Genomic DNA, 16,254 nt, shown 5'->3' with positions numbered 1-16,254 from the left:
CGATCACCCGCCCGCGAAAGTGATGCGCACCGAGATCGGGTCGCTTTCCAGCGCTTTCATGGTGCGCTCGGCGACGGCGGTGGCGACGCGCCCTTTGGCGAACGTGCGCGAGCGGGCCACCACGTCGTCCTGCGGGACGAAGGCGGCCGTGCCGGTCCGCCACTGACTGCCCTGCCGGAGCCGCACATGCGGGTCGGCGGCGATGTTGCGGGCCCAGCCGGAGCGATAGCCGTGCTGCGAGATCAGCCACGCGCCGGTCTCATCGATCGACGCGGTGACCGGCACCCGCCGCGGCTGCCCCGATTTCGCTCCGACCGTCTCCAGTTCGGCGATCAGCGACGATCGGATGCCGAGCCGGTCGAGCAGACCGACGGCCGGGTTGACCAGGTAGCGGCCGATCAGGCGTTCGCGCCGGAATTTGCGTACCGCGGCGCTCGGTGTTCGTCCGGCCATGACAGTGCTCCTCAGGATCGTTGCGGGCGGAAGACGGCGCAGGTGGTGGTGGCGTGCGCGACCAGACGGCCCTGCTCGTCGATCACCCGTCCCTCCGCGGTCGCGGTGCTGCGCCCGACGTGGATCGTGGTGCCGGTGGCGGTGAGGCGCTGCCCGTCGGTGGGCACGGCGCGGATGTAGTTGATCTTCAGCTCCAGCGTCGTGTACCCGACGCCGGGCTCCAGCGTGGTGTGCACCGCACAGCCCATCACCGAGTCGAGCAGGGTGGCGCAGATGCCGCCGTGCGTTGTGCCGAGCGGGTTGGCGAACTCGGGCCTGGTGCGCAGGGCGAAGACCACCTTGCCGTGCTCGAGTTCGTCGACCTCCATGCCGAGCAGGTCGCCGATGAACGGCGGGCGGTCCGTCCTGCTCATCGCGGTGCGCAGGAGTTCGAGGCCGGACAGCTGAGCCGGATCGACGGTGGCTTCGGACATGGGTCCCATCCTTTCGATGAACCGATCGGTCCACATCTGTCATGATTGCAACATGGACCGATCGGTTCACGCAACCCTCGAGCAAGGAACCCGCATGACCACAGGGCCGCGCACCAGGCTGATCGAGACTGCCATCGAACTGGTTCGCGAACAGGGCGTGCACGCCGCAGGTCTGGCGACGCTGCTGGAGCGGAGCAACGCCTCGCGCAACTCGCTCTATCAGCACTTTCCCTCGGGCAAGAGCGAGCTGGTCGAGACCGCCACCCGGGTGGCCGGAGTCCGGATCGGCGAGGTGATCGACAAGGTCACCGCCGCGCCGCCGCGCCGGTGGTTCGACTCGCTCATCGGCTGGTGGGTCGGCGCGTTGCAGAAGACCGGCTACCGCGCCGGGTGCCCGGTCCTCGGGGCGGCGCTGGCCGAGTCGGAGCCCCGGGTGCAGGCGGCCGCGGGCGAGGTCTTCGGGGATTGGCACGAACGGCTCGGGGCCGCGCTCGTCGCCGCGGGCTTGGACGCCGAGGAAGCGCGCTCGTTCAGTAGTTTCGTGTTCAGCGCGATGGAAGGGGCCATCGTCCAAGCGCGGGCCATGAAGACCACGCAGCCGCTGGAGGACGCGCAGCGGCAGCTGACGGTGCTGTTGGACAGCTATCTGCCGGAAGACGGCGCATCCGGTCGCACATCCGGCGTGTCGCGCGTCACTGCGGACCGCCTGCGCGCCACCGCTGACCAGGAGGGGTGAACCCCCTGCCCGGCGGCCGGGCGGGCGGCCCATAGACTGAAGGTCGTGACGCAGACGACCGCCTCTGTCAATACCCAGTCTCTCGGTGAGCTCGATCCGGAGCTCGCCGCCGCGATGGCAGGCGAGCTCGCCCGCGAACGCGACACCCTCGAGATGATCGCCTCGGAGAACTTCGTGCCGCGCGCGGTGTTGCAGGCGCAGGGCAGCGTGCTGACCAACAAGTACGCCGAGGGTTACCCGGGGCGGCGCTACTACGGCGGTTGCGAGCACGTCGACGTGGTGGAGACCTTGGCGCGCGACCGCGCCAAAGAGCTGTTCGGCGCCGAATTCGCCAACGTCCAGCCGCATTCCGGCGCGCAGGCGAACGCCGCGGTGCTGATGTCGCTGATGGACCCGGGCGACAAGCTGCTCGGTCTGGACCTCGCGCACGGCGGTCACCTGACCCACGGCATGCGCCTGAACTTCTCCGGCAAGCTCTACGAGGTGCACTCCTACGGAGTGAGCAAGGAAGACCACCGCGTCGACATGGACGAGGTGCGCGAGATCGCCTTGCGGGCGCGTCCCAAGGTGATCGTGGCGGGTTGGTCGGCCTACCCGCGCCACCAGGACTTCGCGGCGTTCCGCTCGATCGCCGACGAGGTCGGCGCCTACCTGTGGGTGGACATGGCCCACTTCGCCGGTCTGGTCGCCGCCGGTCTGCACCCCTCGCCGGTGCCCTACGCCGACGTCGTGTCCTCGACCGTGCACAAGACTCTCGGCGGTCCGCGCTCCGGCCTGATCCTGGCCAAGCAGGAGTACGCCAAGAAGCTGAACAGCTCGGTGTTCCCCGGCCAGCAGGGCGGGCCGCTGATGCACGCCATCGCCGCCAAGGCCGTCGCGTTCAAGATCGCCGCGAGCGCGGAGTTCAAGAACCGTCAGGAGCGCACCCTTTCCGGCGCGAAGATCCTGGCCGAGCGGCTCACCGCCGCCGACGTCAAGGACAAGGGCATCAGCGTGCTCACCGGCGGCACCGATGTGCACCTGGTGCTGGTCGACCTGCGCAACTCCGAACTCGACGGGCAGCAGGGCGAGGACCTGCTGCACGAGATCGGTATCACGGTGAACCGCAACGCCGTTCCGTTCGACCCGCGTCCCCCGATGGTCACCTCCGGCCTGCGCATCGGCACCGCCGCCCTGGCCACCCGCGGCTTCGGCGACACCGAGTTCGCCGAGGTCGCCGACATCATCGCGAGCGCGCTGGCCGGTGGCGCCGACCTGGACGCGCTGCGCGCCCGGGTGAGCAAGCTGGCCCAGGACGTTCCGCTGTACGACGGCCTGGAGGACTGGCGCCTGCTGGGCTGACACCGGTTCGCTTCGTGCGTCCGGCGCGACCTGATGCACGAAGCGCGGTCCGCCGTCGTCGGCGTGCCCACGGATCAGGGCCCGTCGGTGTCTCGGCGTTCTCTTTCGGGGACGGTACACGGGTCGCTCGTACAGTGCGTCGCCGGGCGGCATCGGCGGTGATTACGCTCGGTGACTGCTTCCGAGTACCGTCGCCCGCCGTGTCGCGCTGAACCCGTGGAGGGTTCACGGCGACACGAGGAGGGGCTGCCCGGGAGCGAGGACGTGCACCGAGGTGTCCGGCGCGATAGCGGCGGACGCGTCGACGTAGAGCCCGGGGTCGCGCTGGGCCTTCGTCATCACCCGGTCGCCGATCGGGCCGCTGGTGAAGGCGTAGTGAATCGGAACGGCCAGGCGCGGGCGCAGCGCCCTGGTGAGATCGGCCGCCTGCTCGGCATCCATGACCACCTGCCGGTTGAACGCGGGACGGATGCGTAAACCGTTGACCGGCAGCAGCGCCAGGTCGAGTTCCGGGTAGCGCACGGCCACTTCGTCCAACTCGGCGATCCGCAGGGTATCGCCGCCGAAGAAGACGCTCGTGCCGTCGGCGCGCAGGACGAAGGTGATCTCCGGGACGCCGTGCCGCGCGGGCGCCGCGGTGACTTCGACCGGGCCGAGGCGTGTGTGCTCCCACGGATGCAGCTCGACCACATTGCGGAAACCGGCGGACCGGACACGTGCCGCGAGGCCATGCACGACGGCGAACGGGACGGACTTGTCGGGGTAAGCCGCCAGCGCGCCGAGATCGCAGTGGTCGTAGTGACCATGGCTGATCACGATGCCGGACAGTTCGGGCAGGTCCGCGGCGGTGGCGATGCTGCGCGGCTCGCCTTGCCGATAGAACGGCCGCTCGGACAGCCAGGGGTCGGTGAGGATTCTCGCTCCGCCGAAATCGAGCAGAACGCTGGCGTGCACTACGCGAGTCACGGTGACTGACATCGGAGTTCCTATGAAGACGGTTGTCTGCTGACAGTTGTTAGTTGACACCCGTCTTGTTAGCCTGTCAAGGTGCCGCCGCCGAAGAGGAATCGAAACCCGCGCGGTGCGGGAAGCAAACTGCGCGAAGACTTGATCGAGGCCGCCAGCCACCTGCTGGAGACGCTCGACGGCCAGGAGTCGTTGTCGATGCGCGCCGTCGCGCGCGCGGTCGGCATCGCACCGCAGAGCATCTATCTGCATTTCGCGGATCGACGGGAGCTGCTGACAGCGGTCTACGAGGTTCGCTTCGCCGAGTTCGGCGCCGTGCTGACGGCCGTGCCGGACGGCGATGCCCGCACCCGGCTGCGCGAGATCTGCCGCGCCTACTGCGCGTACGGCTTGGACCATCCCGGTCATTACCGCGTGTTGTTCGCGACCGCGGGCACTCCGGGCTGGGAGCCGACCGATGCGCAACTGCCCGGTCTACCGGTTTTCCGTCACCTGGCCGACGCGGTGGCAGCCACCGGCAGCGCCGATCCCACCGCTACCGCGACATGCCTCTGGGCGGCCCTGCACGGATTGGTGATGCTGCGTCAGGATCGCCCGAGCTTCCCCTGGCCGGATCTCGACGTGCTGCTCGACATCCTCGTCACCGCCCATCTCGCCGCGGCAAGCGCGTAGTCACGATCCGCAGCTATCTGTCCATGCGCGCCTTGGCGCGGACGATCGACTCGTCCAGATACCGGGCGATATCGGCGCCGGTGCCAGGCCGGATCATCAGGGCACGGTTCGCGGGGACCTCGCAGTAGCGGCCGTCGGGCGTGTCGATCCAGCGGAGCCTGCCGGTGCGCAGTGGTTCGGCGTTGCGCGGGCCGAGCAGCACGACGGCGGTGCCGCGGGTGGTGCACGACTGCCGCCAGAAGCGCCGGTAACGCTCTTTCGCCTGGCTGGCGGGCGCGTTGCCGAATACGTCGGGGCGATCGTCGTTGAGATCGTCGAGCAGGAAGCTCTTCTCGCCCACGGTTCCCGCCGTGGCCTCCGGGAGCAGGCGCGCCACTTCGGTGGCGAGCTGGTCGATCCGGCAGCGACGCAACCGGACTCGTCCGCCGTCCGGCGCGGGCGACTGCACGGCGAGCACACCCGATCCGCTACGGGTGCCGCAGGCCACCGCGCGCAGTTCGACGCCGCCGCACGTGTTGTCGTAACCGAACAGCTCGATGCGCCAGTCCGGAACGGCCAGCGTGGTGATCGCGCCGCGCAGGGGCAGCCGCTCGTCACGTCCCAGCTCGGCGCGGAATTGCCGCTGATACGCCTGGTACTCGTTCAGGCCGGGGAAGCGGCTGGTGAACCGGAACGGAAAGGGCATGCGGTCCAGGCCCGTCCCGAACCAGGCCGCGGCGAACTGCTCGGCCGACAGCGTCCATTGGGTCGTCATTGCTCACCGAGCACGGGCGGCACCGTCGGTTTCACCTCGCCGAGCAACTCTTTCGCGTGTTCCTCGGTGCGCAGGTACTTCGGCGAGTTGTGCTCGTCGTCGTCCGTACGCCTGCCGCGCAGCCGCGGCGGCACCATGCCCGGATATCCCGCGGCTCCCGTCGCTCCAGGGCGCCCCGGTGCGGCGGGTTGCCCGTTCGCCGCGGCGGGGACGGTGGGCTGGGCGGGCCGCGAGGTACCCGCGCGCGCTTCGTTGTCCGAGGTGCTCGGAATTCCGGCGGTGCCGGGTGCGCCCGGCCTGCTCGGCGTGCCGGTTGGCCTCCCGGTGAACGAGGTCGGGGTGACGGTGGTGGGTGTCGTCTGCGGCAGCGGCGCGGAGGACACGACCGGTGTGGCCGGGCTGATTGTCTGCGTCCTCGTGGTGGATGCCGGAGTGGTCGCCGTCGTGTCCTGGTTCGGTGGAATCGCCTGGGACGTGACGGTTTGCGGCGTGGTCTCGGCGGCCGCCGGTGCTTGGTCCTCCGGTTGGCCGTCGTCCGCCGGACCGGTGGGGGAGGCGGTGTCCGCAGTGGAAGATGTCTCGCCGGAGGAGGAGCTATCCGGGGAGCGGGTGGCGGCCACGGCCTGTGAGTCGACGGTCGTGCCGGTTTCCACACCCGTGCCGGTTCCGGGGTCGGCTTCCGAACCGGTGCCGGTTGCCGAACCCGCGCCGGGCTCTACACCGGTCGGCGCCGCCGCAGCTGGAGCGACCGGAGGCGGCAGCGTCGGGATGCCCGGAGCGGTGGCCCCGTACGGCTGGATGTACTGGGTGTTCATCTCGTCGCGGGCCTGCTCCTCCCGCGAGTTGCGCTGTGCCGGATCGGCCGTGCCGCCCGAGACGTCCACCAGGTCCGGCACCGCGATCTTGAACTTGGCCGCCGCGTCCGCCGCCGCCGACAACGGCAGACTCTGCGCGCCGATGGCCTCCCCGAGTTCACCCACCCGCGCCGCGTACTCTCGCACCCCGCGGACCGCGCTGTCGGCCGCCGCGCCCTCCCAGTGCTGTTCCACCGCGTTCTTGATCGCGTCCTCGAATCGCTGGCCCGCGTTCGTCACCGCCGCGGCGATGGCCGACCACGCGGCGAACGCACCGTCGAGCGCGGCCGGATTCATCGCGTCGGCGGCCTGTTTGATCTCCGCGTGCGAAAAACTGTGCGCGTTCTCCGGATTGGTGATCGCGCGGCCGTCGGTCTGTCTCATGATCGCTTCCCCCGGTGTTCAGCTGCCCGCGGGCAGCAACGGCGCGACTGCTGTGGCGATATCGGTGGCGTTGTCGCACGGCGACAACTTGCGTGGGTGTTTGCCGCTGGGATCGTCGACGAGGATGTACAGCGAGCCGGCGCGCATCTCGACGTTGACCGTGCAGCCGCCGGGCACGTCGGGCCGCGCTTCGTACCGCAGAGCGTTCCGGTTACCGACCGTGATACTCGTGGCGGAAGGGAACTTCGCCTTCACCTGCTCGAGTGTCCCGTTGGTTGTCTGGACGGTCAGGCCGTACCCGGCTCGGGCGACATACCGGCAGCCCTTCCAGCTGACGCCGCCGGTGTTGGTCTGTTTCGCCGCGGGCGGCAACGCGTCCCACTGGTGGTCGGCCAGGAACTGCGGTGTCAGAGCGGCGCAGGGATCGAACGACTGGGGACCGGCGGCGGAGCTCGTCTCAGCGACCGAGGAATTCGGACGCGTCTGGGTTGTCGCGGTGTGCGATGACGTTGTCTCTTCACCGCACCCGGTGAGCAATACCGCCATCGCCGCCAGTGCGGTGAGACCGGCCTTCGGCCTGCGAGTCGGGTGCGCGTTGCCGGTCATACGCCGAGTTCCCGCAGCTTCGCCGCGAATTCGGCATCGGTGCGCTGATAGGCATCGCAGATCGCTTTGAACATGGCTCGGATGTCCTCGGCGACGGTGATGTAGTCGCTCAGGGTGTCGTAGGCGTTGTTCGGGCCGCCGAACGCCTTCTCCCGGAACAGCTTGACCAGTTCCATCGCCGACGAAAGGCGTGGGTTGCTCTCGCCCAGTCCCCATTGCGTTTGCTCCCCGAGCTCGCGGGCGTCCGCGCGGGCGCCGGTGAGCTGATCGATCAACTCCTGGCACGCCTGATCGATCTCCACGAACGCCTGCGGGTCCATCCGCACCCGCAGCGCCCCGGTTTTCGCAGCTTCGATGTACCCGGGAAACGGGCTGTCCGCCATCGCCGCCCCTTCCGTCAGTGCCGTCTGACCTTATAGACGCGCCCTGTCTCGCTCCGGTTCCATCGAAACACAGCCGAATCCGCGGGTCGCCCCGTCGCGCCGCTCGTCCTCGGCCGCGCGACCGCTCCGAACTGGGATGTTGTGCCGCGCGGCGGCGGGCGCGGCGAGCCCGATCGCTGTCAAGCCTGCTGACGGCGCTCAGCGCGCATCCGCCGCCGCGACCAGAGCGGGGTAGTCCTGCAAGTCGATGTCGTTGGCGGCGTTGTCGCTGTATTTCGTCATCAGCGCGAACATCCGGGAACCGAGGAACCAGTTGCGCATCTTGATGCCGCGCGCGGTCTTCGGGGCCAGGAATCGACCGGCGTTGCTGTTGCCCGCGATCTTCGCGTATCGCTTCATGAGTTCGTCGTAGCGAGCGAACGCGACGGTGTGATCGCCGCCGGCCAAAGCCAGTTCACCGGCGATGACGTACGCGCCGACCACGGCGAGTCCGGTGCCGAAGCCGCCGAGGGTGTTCCCGTAGCCGGAGTCGCCGACCAGCGCGACACGGCCCTTGGTGTATCCGCCGGGCATCCGGACCTGACCGATCGAATCCATGTAGAAGTCGTCGAATTCGGGCAGTTCGGCGAGCATCCGCGGCACATCCCAACCGACCTTTGCGAAGGTATCGGCGAGGATGCGCCGCTGGGCCGCGCTGTCGTCGCGGGCGTAGTCCAGTTCGGGGGAGGCGAACATGTACATCTGCTGCGCCTTGGGGCCGCCGCTGATCGCGAGACGGCCGGGCGCGTTGTGGCCGTGCGCGACCACCCGCTCGCGCGACCCGGCGGACGTGCCGCTCCACGGGCTCGCGCCCGCGACGGCGTAGTAGTAGCCGAGGTGCTTCACGAAGTCGCGCTCGGGACCGAAGGCCAGCCTGCGGACCCTGGAGTGGATGCCGTCGGCGCCGAAGACGAGGTCGAAGGTGCGGGCGGGCGCGTGCTCGAACTCGACGTGCACGCCGGCCGGGGACTCGGTGAGCGCGGTGATCGAATCGCCGAACAGGTATTCGCACCGGTCGGCGGTGCGCCGGTACAGGATCTCGGACAGGTCGCCGCGCAGGATCTCCACGTCGCCGCCGGTGAATTCCCCCGACATCAGCGCCAATTCGGCGCCCCGCTCGTCCACGAAGACGGTGTCGGTGGTGCCCGTCCTTCGCTCTTCGATGTCCGCCAGCACGCCCATCCGTTCCAGCACGGTGCGGTGGGTGCGGCCCTTGAAGTCGATCGCCTGACCGCCGGGGCGCAGCGCCGCGGCCCGCTCCACGACGGTGACCGCGAAGCCGTAGCGGTGCAGCCAGTAGGCCAGCGCGGGTCCGGCGATGCTCGCGCCGGAGATGAGAACGGTGGTGTTGCGCATGGGATTCTCCTCGTCGAATCTGTGTCCAATGAAAACTGTATCCGATGGACGCTGATCAGCGTATGGTAGACACAGTTTCACGTCAAGACGTTCTCCGGAAGGATCTCGGGCATGCCGACACCGACCACACTGGAACTGCTCTGGGGTACCGGTCAGCGGCCCAAACGCGGACCGAAACCCGCGCTGTCGCTGGAGCGGATAGTCGCGGAGGCCATCGCGCTGGCCGACGCGGAAGGGCTGGCGAACCTGTCCATGCAGCGGCTGGCCGAGCGTCTGGGCTTCACGAAGATGTCGCTGTACCGCTACGTGCCGGGCAAGGCGGAACTCGTCGCGCTGATGCTGGACACGGCTCTCGGCGCGCCGCCGGAACTGAGCGTGGAAGCGACGGAGGACGGGTGGCGCGAGCCGCTGCGCGTGTGGTGCGAGACGATCTACGCGCGCTTCAGCGCCCACCCGTGGTCACTGGAGGTGTCGGTGGGTGTACGGCCGGTGGGCCCGAACGAGCTGGCATGGATGGAATCCGCACTCGGCGCGCTGGCCGGAACCGGGCTCACCACGGCCGAACGGCTGGACACGATCGTTTTGCTGACCGGGCACGCCCGCAGCCTGGCCACGCAGGTACGGGTGGCGGACGCCGACGCGTTCGAGAAGCAGCTCGCGGGTCAGTTCGCCGACATGGTGGCCGCCGCGGCCGACCGGTATCCGGCGGCGGCGGCCGCGTTCGCGGAAGGCGGCGCGGCGGCGGGCGGCGAGGGCGCGCTGCGCTTCGGCATCGAGCGGATTCTCGACGGACTGGCCGTGCTCATCGCGCGCCGCGGGTGACCGGCGCGGCCTACGCTCGGACCATGACCGACGAACCCGATCTGAAACAGGACTCGATCACCACCGTGCGGGAGTTCTTCGCCGCGCTGGAGATGGGCGCCGCCGAGGAGGCGATCGACCTGCTGCACCCGGACATCGTCTGGAAGAACACCTCGCTGCCCGATGTGAAGGGCGTCCGCCGGGTCGGCGGCGTGCTGCGCGGCCTGCGCCGCGACTGGCTCGGCTTCGGGGTCGACATACACCACATCGCCGCCGACGGCGACATCGTGCTCACCGACCGCACCGACTACCTGCGCTTCGGCCCGGTGCGCACCGGTTTCTGGGTGACCGGCACGTTCGAGCTGCGCGACGGCCGAATCATCTTGTGGCACGACCACTTCAGCTGGGAGAACTTCCTGCGCGGCACCGCGGTCGGCCTGTGGCGCGCGGCGCTCACCCGGCGCTGACCGGCCTCAGGAGTGCTGGGCCAGATAGTCCAGATACACCGGTCGCAACACCTCGGCGACCGCGCCGTCACCCGCGTGGACGTAGTCGTCGAGCATGGGCAGCACATACTTGATGTCCGCCTCGCTCTCGCCGACATTGCCCGCGGCGGCCTCCGCGGCCGGGATCGACGTGAGCAGCCGCCACAGGAACTTCACGTCCCCGCGCCGCACGGCGAGCTTCATCGCCCGGTCGTGCAGCTCCTTCGACGACAGCTTCTCCAAATCCTCGTTACCGGACATACCAGCGACTCTATCCGCCGAATCGGGCGACAGCGACCGCGTGGCGAATCCCGTCGGTGCTCGCATGCCGTGCTGCGATGACTGCTATGACACCGCAACCTGGACCCGGCTTCCGGATCAAGCGCGTCTACGACGACCCCGACCCCGACGACGGCACCAGGGTGCTGGTCGACCGGCTCTGGCCGAGGGGCATCACCAAAGCGCAAGCGCGGGTCGATCGCTGGCCCAAGGCGATCACTCCGACCACCGAATTGCGGCGCTGGTTCCACGCCGACCGCGACGCGCGCGGCCCGGAATTCGCCGACCGGTACCGCGCCGAACTCGCCGCTCCGGAGGTTCAGCAAGATTTGCGGGATTTGCGCGTCTTGGCCGCCGAAGGTCCGGTCACATTGCTCACGGCCGTACAGGATCCGGCGCGCAGCCATGTTCCGGTATTGCTCGACGTGCTCCGGTGAACCCGCGTGACGTGCGGGTTTACCACAAATTCACGGACACGCCTCGCGGTCCCTGAGCGCGGACACCGTAATCGGAGGTAGCGTCGGGTGTGCGGGCCGCGGCGGTGTGGCTCGTACGGGAGGTCCTGACCGTGACTGAGCTACTCAGTACGAGGGGGCCGGAGCCCGGCCCTCGTGGCATCTGACGGCAACGTCGGGTCCATCAGGACGGACCGGTCCAGCGAGATCGTTCGTGCGAGTGCCGCACGAACACAGAGGAGCCCACCGTGACTGCTGCACGCTCCGTTTCCGCTCCCTCGGCGAACTCCAGCTCCGCGAAAGGCGGAGCCGCCGCGAAGGGGGCCCGCCCCTCGCAATTACTCGGCAAAACCTTCGTCATCGACACGTCCGTCCTGCTGTCGGATCCCTGGTCCTTCACGCGGTTCGGCGAGCACGACGTGGTGTTACCCCTGGTGGTCATCAGTGAACTCGAAGCCAAACGGCACCATCACGAGCTGGGCTGGTTCGCGCGAGAAGCTCTGCGCAACCTCGACGATCTGCGCCTGCAGCACGGCAGGCTGGATCAGCAGGTGCCGATCGGCACCGAGGGCGGAACGTTGCAGGTGGAACTGAACCACACCGATCCCGCGGTCCTTCCGGTCGGCTTCCGCACCGACACCAACGACTCCCGGATCCTGGCCTGTGCGCTCAACCTCGCGGCCGAGGGCCGCGAAGTGGTGTTGGTGTCCAAGGACATTCCGCTGCGGGTCAAGGCCAGCGCGGTGGGCTTGCACGCCGACGAGTATCACGCCCAGGACGTGGTGACCTCCGGCTGGTCCGGCATGGTCGAACTCGATGTCAGCACCGCGCGCATCGATCAGCTCTACGCCGAGTCGGTGATCGACCTGGACGAAGCGCGAGAGCTGCCCTGCCACACCGGCCTTCGGCTGCTCGGCGTCAGCTCCAGCGCGCTGGGGCGGATCACGCCGGACAAGCGGGTGCAGCTGGTGCGCGAGCGCGAGGCGTTCGGGCTGCACGGCCGGTCCGCCGAGCAGCGCATCGCGCTCGACTTGCTGCTGGACGAGAGCGTCGGCATCGTCTCGCTCGGCGGCAGGGCCGGTACCGGCAAGTCGGCGCTCGCGTTGACCGCGGGCCTGGAGGCGGTGCTGGAACGCCGCACGCAGCGCAAGGTGGTGGTCTTCCGTCCGCTCTACGCGGTGGGCGGCCAGGAGCTGGGCTATCTGCCCGGCACCGAGAGCGAGAAGATGGGGCCGTGGGCACAGGCGGTCTTCGACACGCTCGACGGGCTGGCCAGCCGTGAGGTGATGGAGGAGGTGCTCAGCCGCGACATGCTGGAGGTGTTGCCGCTGACCCACATTCGCGGTCGGTCGCTGCACGACTCCTTCGTCATCGTGGACGAAGCCCAGTCGCTGGAGCGCAACGTGCTGCTCACCGTGCTCAGCAGGCTGGGAACCGGCTCGCGGGTGGTGCTCACCCACGACGTGGCCCAGCGCGACAACCTGCGCGTCGGCAGGCACGACGGGGTCGCGGCGGTGGTCGAGAAGCTCAAGGGCCATCCGCTCTTCGCGCACATCACGCTGACCCGTAGCGAGCGCTCGCCGATCGCGGCGCTGGTCACCGAGATGCTGGAGGAGTACGGCCCCAACGCCTGATCGCGCGCCGCCGTTCGACGGCGCGTTTCACCGCAGGTCCGGTGGGTATCACCCGCCGCGATAGCAGCTCGGTATGACCCGGTGGCCGCTCGGCGGTCACCGGGTCATTGCCTGACAATCGGCCGAGGCTGCGCGGTGTCGTCACGGAGCCGTGGTGTGCCCGCAGCCCACAGCGAGAGGATGGACATGCACCACTTCGCTCGAGGTACGGCTGGATTCACCGCAGTGCTAGCCGCGGCAGGGCTGGTCCTGGCCGGCTGCGGCGGCGATGACGACAAAGGCGACAGCGCCAAGACCGGCATGGCCAGCATGACCGGCATGGTCACCTCGGCCGTGAGCCCCACCGGCGCCGCGACCACCACGCACGGCGAGGGGACCAGCACGCACGCCGAAGGGAGCGCGACCAGGACCTCCGGCGCGACAGCCGCCGAGAGCACCAAGATCGCCACGCCAGGAGGCGAGATCAGCGTCGAGGGGGACATCTACAAGAAGTACGAGCAGCTCGGGGGACCGACCGGCACGCTCGGCCTCCCGCTGCAAGCGGAGGAGAAGGGCCCCGACGACGGGGAGTACCAGGACTTCGCCGGCGGCACCATCTACGAGGCCAAGGACGGCGAACCGCACGTCGTCTGGGGTGAGATCCGCAAGGCGTGGGAAGACAACGGCGGCGCTCAGGGGCCGCTGGGCTACCCGGTCAGCGACGAGAAGGACATCCCCGGCGGCAAGCAGAGCGACTTCTCCGGCGGCACCATCACGTGGGTGAACGGTACTATCACCGTCACGCCGAAATAGGAGCAAGACATTCGGCGTCCGGGACCGCTGCGCGGTCCCGGTTGCCTGTGAATCCCATCCATCCGTCCCCGCTCCGCGGGCCAAGCCGCTAGGTTGTCTCGGTGCAAACTCTCCTGACCGATCGCGAATTGCTCGAATCGCTCGCGGTGGACGTAGAACTGCTGCTGCGTAAGCACGTGGATGTCGCCGACGGGTGGCAGCCGCACGACTTCGTGCCGTGGGACGACGGGCGCAACTTCGCCTTTCTCGGCGGCGACGACTGGGCGCCGGAGCAGTCCGAGCTCAGCGAGACCGCCAAGCTGGCGTTGACCGTCTCGGTGCTGATCGCCGACAACTTGCCCTCGTATCACCGCGAGATCGGCAAGTACCTGCGCACCGGCGCGTGGTGGCGCTGGGTCGGCCGCTGGACGGCCGAGGAGAACCGCCACGAGATCACCATCCGCAACTACCTCATGGTGACCAGGTCCGTCGATCCGGTGGAGCTGGAGCGGCTGCGCATGGAGCACATGACCAAGGGCTTCCGCCGCCCGGCGATGCACTTGCTCGACGTCCTGGCCAACTGCGCGTTCGAGGAGGCCGCCAGCGCGGTCCGGCATCGCAACACCGCGGCACTCGGCGAGAACCCCCTGGTCACGGCCATCGCCGAGCGTATAGCGCTGGACGATGAACTGCAGTCGGTGTTCTTCGCCGACCTGGTGGCCGCCGCGCTGGACCTGGCGCCCGACCAGACCGTGCGGGCCATCGCCGACCGGGTCGCCGGCTTCGAGGTTCCGACGGTGACGCTGCCGGACGGCCGCAGCAGCGACGTGGTGCTCGCCGAGGCGGGCATTTACGACCGGTCCAAGGAGGGGGAGCTGGTGTTCGCCCCGCTGCTGAAGCGGTGGAACATCTTCACCCGCACCGATCTCGGCCCGGACGGTGAGTCGGCGCGCGAGGAACTCGCGCACTTGCGCGACTGAACCGCGAGCACGACGCAGCGATCGAACGCCCACCTCGGCAGCCAGACGGCTACCGGGGTGGCGTTCGTTTCGGCGCGGGTCAGTCCTGCTTCTTCACCTTCGCCATGGCCAGCACGTCGAGGCGGCGGTCGAGTTCGTCCTCGGTCAGCTTCTCGTCGAGCAGGCCGCGGTCGATGACCGTCTGGCGGATGGTCTTCTTCTGCTTCAGCGCTTCCTTCGCGACCGCCGCCGCCTCCTCGTAGCCGATCGCCGAGTTCAGCGGCGTCACGATCGAAGGGGAGGATTCGGCGAGGGTGCGCAGGTGCTCGACGTTGGCGACCAGGCCGCGCACGCATTTGTCGGCGAACAGCCGGGAGACGTTGGCCAGCAGGCGGATCGACTCCAGCAGGTTGCGCGCCATCACCGGGATGTACACGTTCAGCTCGAAAGCGCCGTTCGCGCCCGCGAACGCCACCGCGGCGTCGTTGCCGATCACCTGCGCGCCGACCTGGGTCACCGCCTCGGGCAGCACCGGGTTCACCTTGCCCGGCATGATCGAGCTGCCCGGCTGCAGATCCGGCAGCTGGATCTCGGCCAGGCCGGTGAGCGGGCCCGAGCCCATCCAGCGGATGTCGTTGGCGATCTTGGTCAGGCTCACCGCGATGGTGCGCAGCGCGCCGGACGCCTCCACCAGGCCGTCGCGCGCGGCCTGCGCCTCGAAATGGTCCTCGGCCTCGCGCAGTGCATCGATGTCGGTGGCCCGCACCAACTCGGCGACCACCTTCGCGCCGAAGCCGTCGGGCGCGTTCAGCCCGGTGCCGACCGCCGTGCCGCCGATGGGCAGTTCGCCGAGCCGCGGCAGCGTCGCCATGATGCGGTCGATGCCAGCCGCGACCTGCCGGGTGTAGCCGCCGAACTCCTGGCCGAGCGTCACCGGGACCGCGTCCATGAGGTGGGTGCGGCCGGACTTCACCACGGTGCGCCACTCCGTCGACTTGTCCAGCAGCGCCAGCCGCAGATGCTCCAGCGCGGGAACCAGATCGGTGATGACCGCCTCGGTGGCGGCGAGATGCGTTGCGGTGGGGAAAGTGTCGTTCGACGACTGGGACATGTTCACGTCGTCGTTCGGGTGGACGGTGACGCCCTTGGCCTTGGCCAGCGAGGCGATCACCTCGTTCGCGTTCATGTTCGAGCTGGTGCCGGAACCGGTCTGGAAGACGTCGATCGGGAACTGATCGTCGTGTTCGCCGCGCGCGATCTCGTTCGCCGCGGCGATGATGGCATCGGCCTTCACGGGATCGAGCAGCCCGAGGTCGCGATTCACCGTGGCACACGCGGCCTTGAGCAGGCCGAGCGCGCGAATCTGCGCCCGCTCCAAGCCGCGTCCGCTGATCGGGAAGTTCTCCACGGCCCGCTGGGTCTGCGCCCGCCACAAAGCGTCCACCGGAACCCGGACCTCGCCCATGGTGTCGTGCTCGATGCGGTACTGCGTCTCCTCGCTCATGATCCCGACCCTATGCCGCGGCAGCGGCCCGTGGGGCAGCCACGCCTGAGGTCATTCGCACACCCCGGCAGGCCTTCGCCCGGGAATACGAACCGTTCTCCCGACTACCCGCGCCACCTGGCCCGAAGCTGCACCCGCGTCCCGAACATGCGCGGGTACATCGGTCCGCAAGAGGGCACGCCATGAACGCCGCGCATCGGATCTCGCGGTTCCAGACTGCGGAACCACCGACCCCCACTCCCGGTTTCGAGCGAAGCGAGACCGAGCATGCGCCGTTCGCGGCCCGGCTCGCGTTTGCGCGGCCGCCGCGTCCGCGACGAAGTCGCCAGCGGTGGTTGCGCAAACGCGA

19 protein-coding genes are annotated in these 16,254 nt (G+C 69.1%); 9 read left to right on the top strand and 10 right to left on the bottom strand.

What is annotated here, in order from left to right:
- Positions 1 to 3 precede the first annotated feature (3 nt).
- Both NB3_RS27840 and NB3_RS27835 read right to left on the bottom strand, forming a co-directional pair.
- Complete coding sequence (locus NB3_RS27840) at positions 4 to 453, bottom strand: nitroreductase family deazaflavin-dependent oxidoreductase (protein ID WP_067809294.1); 450 nt, start codon at positions 451 to 453, stop codon at positions 4 to 6.
- An 11-nt stretch (positions 454 to 464) separates the two neighbouring features.
- Positions 465 to 926: a PaaI family thioesterase gene (locus tag NB3_RS27835; RefSeq protein WP_157112047.1), complete on the bottom strand. Its 462-nt coding sequence runs from the start codon at positions 924 to 926 to the stop codon at positions 465 to 467.
- 94 nt (positions 927 to 1,020) lie between these two features.
- Here NB3_RS27835 and NB3_RS27830 point away from each other — a divergent pair, with 94 nt between their 5' ends.
- Both NB3_RS27830 and glyA read left to right on the top strand, forming a co-directional pair.
- Positions 1,021 to 1,662: a TetR/AcrR family transcriptional regulator gene (locus NB3_RS27830; protein ID WP_084823738.1), complete on the top strand. Its 642-nt coding sequence runs from the start codon at positions 1,021 to 1,023 to the stop codon at positions 1,660 to 1,662.
- Between the two features lie 45 nt (positions 1,663 to 1,707).
- Positions 1,708 to 3,003, top strand: coding sequence for a serine hydroxymethyltransferase (glyA, locus tag NB3_RS27825; protein WP_067809292.1), 1,296 nt, complete (start codon positions 1,708 to 1,710; stop codon positions 3,001 to 3,003).
- A 225-nt stretch (positions 3,004 to 3,228) separates the two neighbouring features.
- On the opposite strand, the gene NB3_RS27820 is transcribed toward glyA, so the two are convergent.
- Positions 3,229 to 3,981, bottom strand: coding sequence for an MBL fold metallo-hydrolase (locus NB3_RS27820; protein ID WP_067809291.1), 753 nt, complete (start codon positions 3,979 to 3,981; stop codon positions 3,229 to 3,231).
- 69 nt (positions 3,982 to 4,050) lie between these two features.
- Here NB3_RS27820 and NB3_RS27815 point away from each other — a divergent pair, with 69 nt between their 5' ends.
- Entirely contained in the window at positions 4,051 to 4,641 is a 591-nt protein-coding gene (locus NB3_RS27815) for a TetR/AcrR family transcriptional regulator (protein ID WP_067809289.1), read from the top strand.
- 13 nt (positions 4,642 to 4,654) lie between these two features.
- On the opposite strand, the gene NB3_RS27810 is transcribed toward NB3_RS27815, so the two are convergent.
- The 5 genes from NB3_RS27810 to NB3_RS27790 all read right to left on the bottom strand — a co-directional run bounded on the left by NB3_RS27810 (position 4,655) and on the right by NB3_RS27790 (position 9,017).
- Positions 4,655 to 5,395, bottom strand: a complete 741-nt coding sequence (locus tag NB3_RS27810; protein WP_067809287.1) for an ESX secretion-associated protein EspG — start codon at positions 5,393 to 5,395, stop codon at positions 4,655 to 4,657.
- Positions 5,392 to 6,633, bottom strand: a complete 1,242-nt coding sequence (locus tag NB3_RS27805) for a hypothetical protein (protein WP_067809286.1) — start codon at positions 6,631 to 6,633, stop codon at positions 5,392 to 5,394. The genes NB3_RS27810 and NB3_RS27805 overlap by 4 nt, the downstream gene beginning before the upstream one ends.
- Positions 6,634 to 6,651: 18 nt before the next feature.
- Positions 6,652 to 7,239, bottom strand: coding sequence for a DUF3558 domain-containing protein (locus NB3_RS27800; protein ID WP_067809285.1), 588 nt, complete (start codon positions 7,237 to 7,239; stop codon positions 6,652 to 6,654).
- On the bottom strand, positions 7,236 to 7,622 hold the full coding sequence (locus NB3_RS27795; protein ID WP_157112046.1) for a hypothetical protein: 387 nt from the start codon (positions 7,620 to 7,622) through the stop codon (positions 7,236 to 7,238). Before NB3_RS27795 ends, NB3_RS27800 begins: the two co-directional genes overlap by 4 nt.
- Before the next feature lie 198 nt (positions 7,623 to 7,820).
- Positions 7,821 to 9,017, bottom strand: coding sequence for an FAD-dependent monooxygenase (locus NB3_RS27790; protein WP_067809282.1), 1,197 nt, complete (start codon positions 9,015 to 9,017; stop codon positions 7,821 to 7,823).
- A gap of 111 nt (positions 9,018 to 9,128) precedes the next feature.
- On the opposite strand from NB3_RS27790, the gene NB3_RS27785 reads away from it, so the two are divergent.
- A complete protein-coding gene (locus NB3_RS27785; RefSeq protein WP_067809280.1) occupies positions 9,129 to 9,839 on the top strand; it encodes a TetR/AcrR family transcriptional regulator in 711 nt (236 codons plus the stop codon).
- Positions 9,840 to 9,862: 23 nt separating this feature from the next.
- Positions 9,863 to 10,285 carry a limonene-1,2-epoxide hydrolase family protein gene (locus tag NB3_RS27780; RefSeq protein WP_067809360.1) on the top strand — a complete coding sequence of 141 codons (423 nt, stop codon included), beginning with the start codon at positions 9,863 to 9,865 and terminating at the stop codon, positions 10,283 to 10,285.
- 6 nt (positions 10,286 to 10,291) lie between these two features.
- On the opposite strand, the gene NB3_RS27775 is transcribed toward NB3_RS27780, so the two are convergent.
- Entirely contained in the window at positions 10,292 to 10,564 is a 273-nt protein-coding gene (locus NB3_RS27775; protein ID WP_039800723.1) for a hypothetical protein, read from the bottom strand.
- Positions 10,565 to 10,650: 86 nt separating this feature from the next.
- On the opposite strand from NB3_RS27775, the gene NB3_RS27770 reads away from it, so the two are divergent.
- The 4 genes from NB3_RS27770 to NB3_RS27755 all read left to right on the top strand — a co-directional run bounded on the left by NB3_RS27770 (position 10,651) and on the right by NB3_RS27755 (position 14,422).
- Complete coding sequence (locus NB3_RS27770) at positions 10,651 to 11,019, top strand: DUF488 domain-containing protein (RefSeq protein ID WP_067809278.1); 369 nt, start codon at positions 10,651 to 10,653, stop codon at positions 11,017 to 11,019.
- Between the two features lie 266 nt (positions 11,020 to 11,285).
- The gene (gene phoH2 / locus NB3_RS27765) at positions 11,286 to 12,671 is read left to right on the top strand and encodes an RNA 5'-3' helicase PhoH2 (protein WP_067809277.1); all 1,386 of its coding nucleotides are present in this window, start codon (positions 11,286 to 11,288) and stop codon (positions 12,669 to 12,671) included.
- Positions 12,672 to 12,896: 225 nt separating this feature from the next.
- Positions 12,897 to 13,463 (top strand): LGFP repeat-containing protein, encoded by a 567-nt coding sequence (locus NB3_RS27760; protein WP_244892116.1) that lies wholly within the window; start codon positions 12,897 to 12,899, stop codon positions 13,461 to 13,463.
- A 101-nt stretch (positions 13,464 to 13,564) separates the two neighbouring features.
- On the top strand, positions 13,565 to 14,422 hold the full coding sequence (locus NB3_RS27755) for an acyl-ACP desaturase (RefSeq protein ID WP_067809275.1): 858 nt from the start codon (positions 13,565 to 13,567) through the stop codon (positions 14,420 to 14,422).
- A 79-nt stretch (positions 14,423 to 14,501) separates the two neighbouring features.
- Here NB3_RS27755 and NB3_RS27750 read toward each other — a convergent pair whose 3' ends face one another.
- Positions 14,502 to 15,905, bottom strand: a complete 1,404-nt coding sequence (locus NB3_RS27750) for a class II fumarate hydratase (RefSeq protein WP_067809273.1) — start codon at positions 15,903 to 15,905, stop codon at positions 14,502 to 14,504.
- Positions 15,906 to 16,254 lie beyond the last annotated feature (349 nt).

It is taken from the genome of Nocardia beijingensis NBRC 16342 (assembly GCF_001612785.1).
GTDB classification, from domain to species: Bacteria; Actinomycetota; Actinomycetes; order Mycobacteriales; family Mycobacteriaceae; genus Nocardia; species Nocardia beijingensis.
Note: the sequence above shows the minus strand (reverse complement) of the source record. Positions and strands in the feature narration are given on the sequence as shown.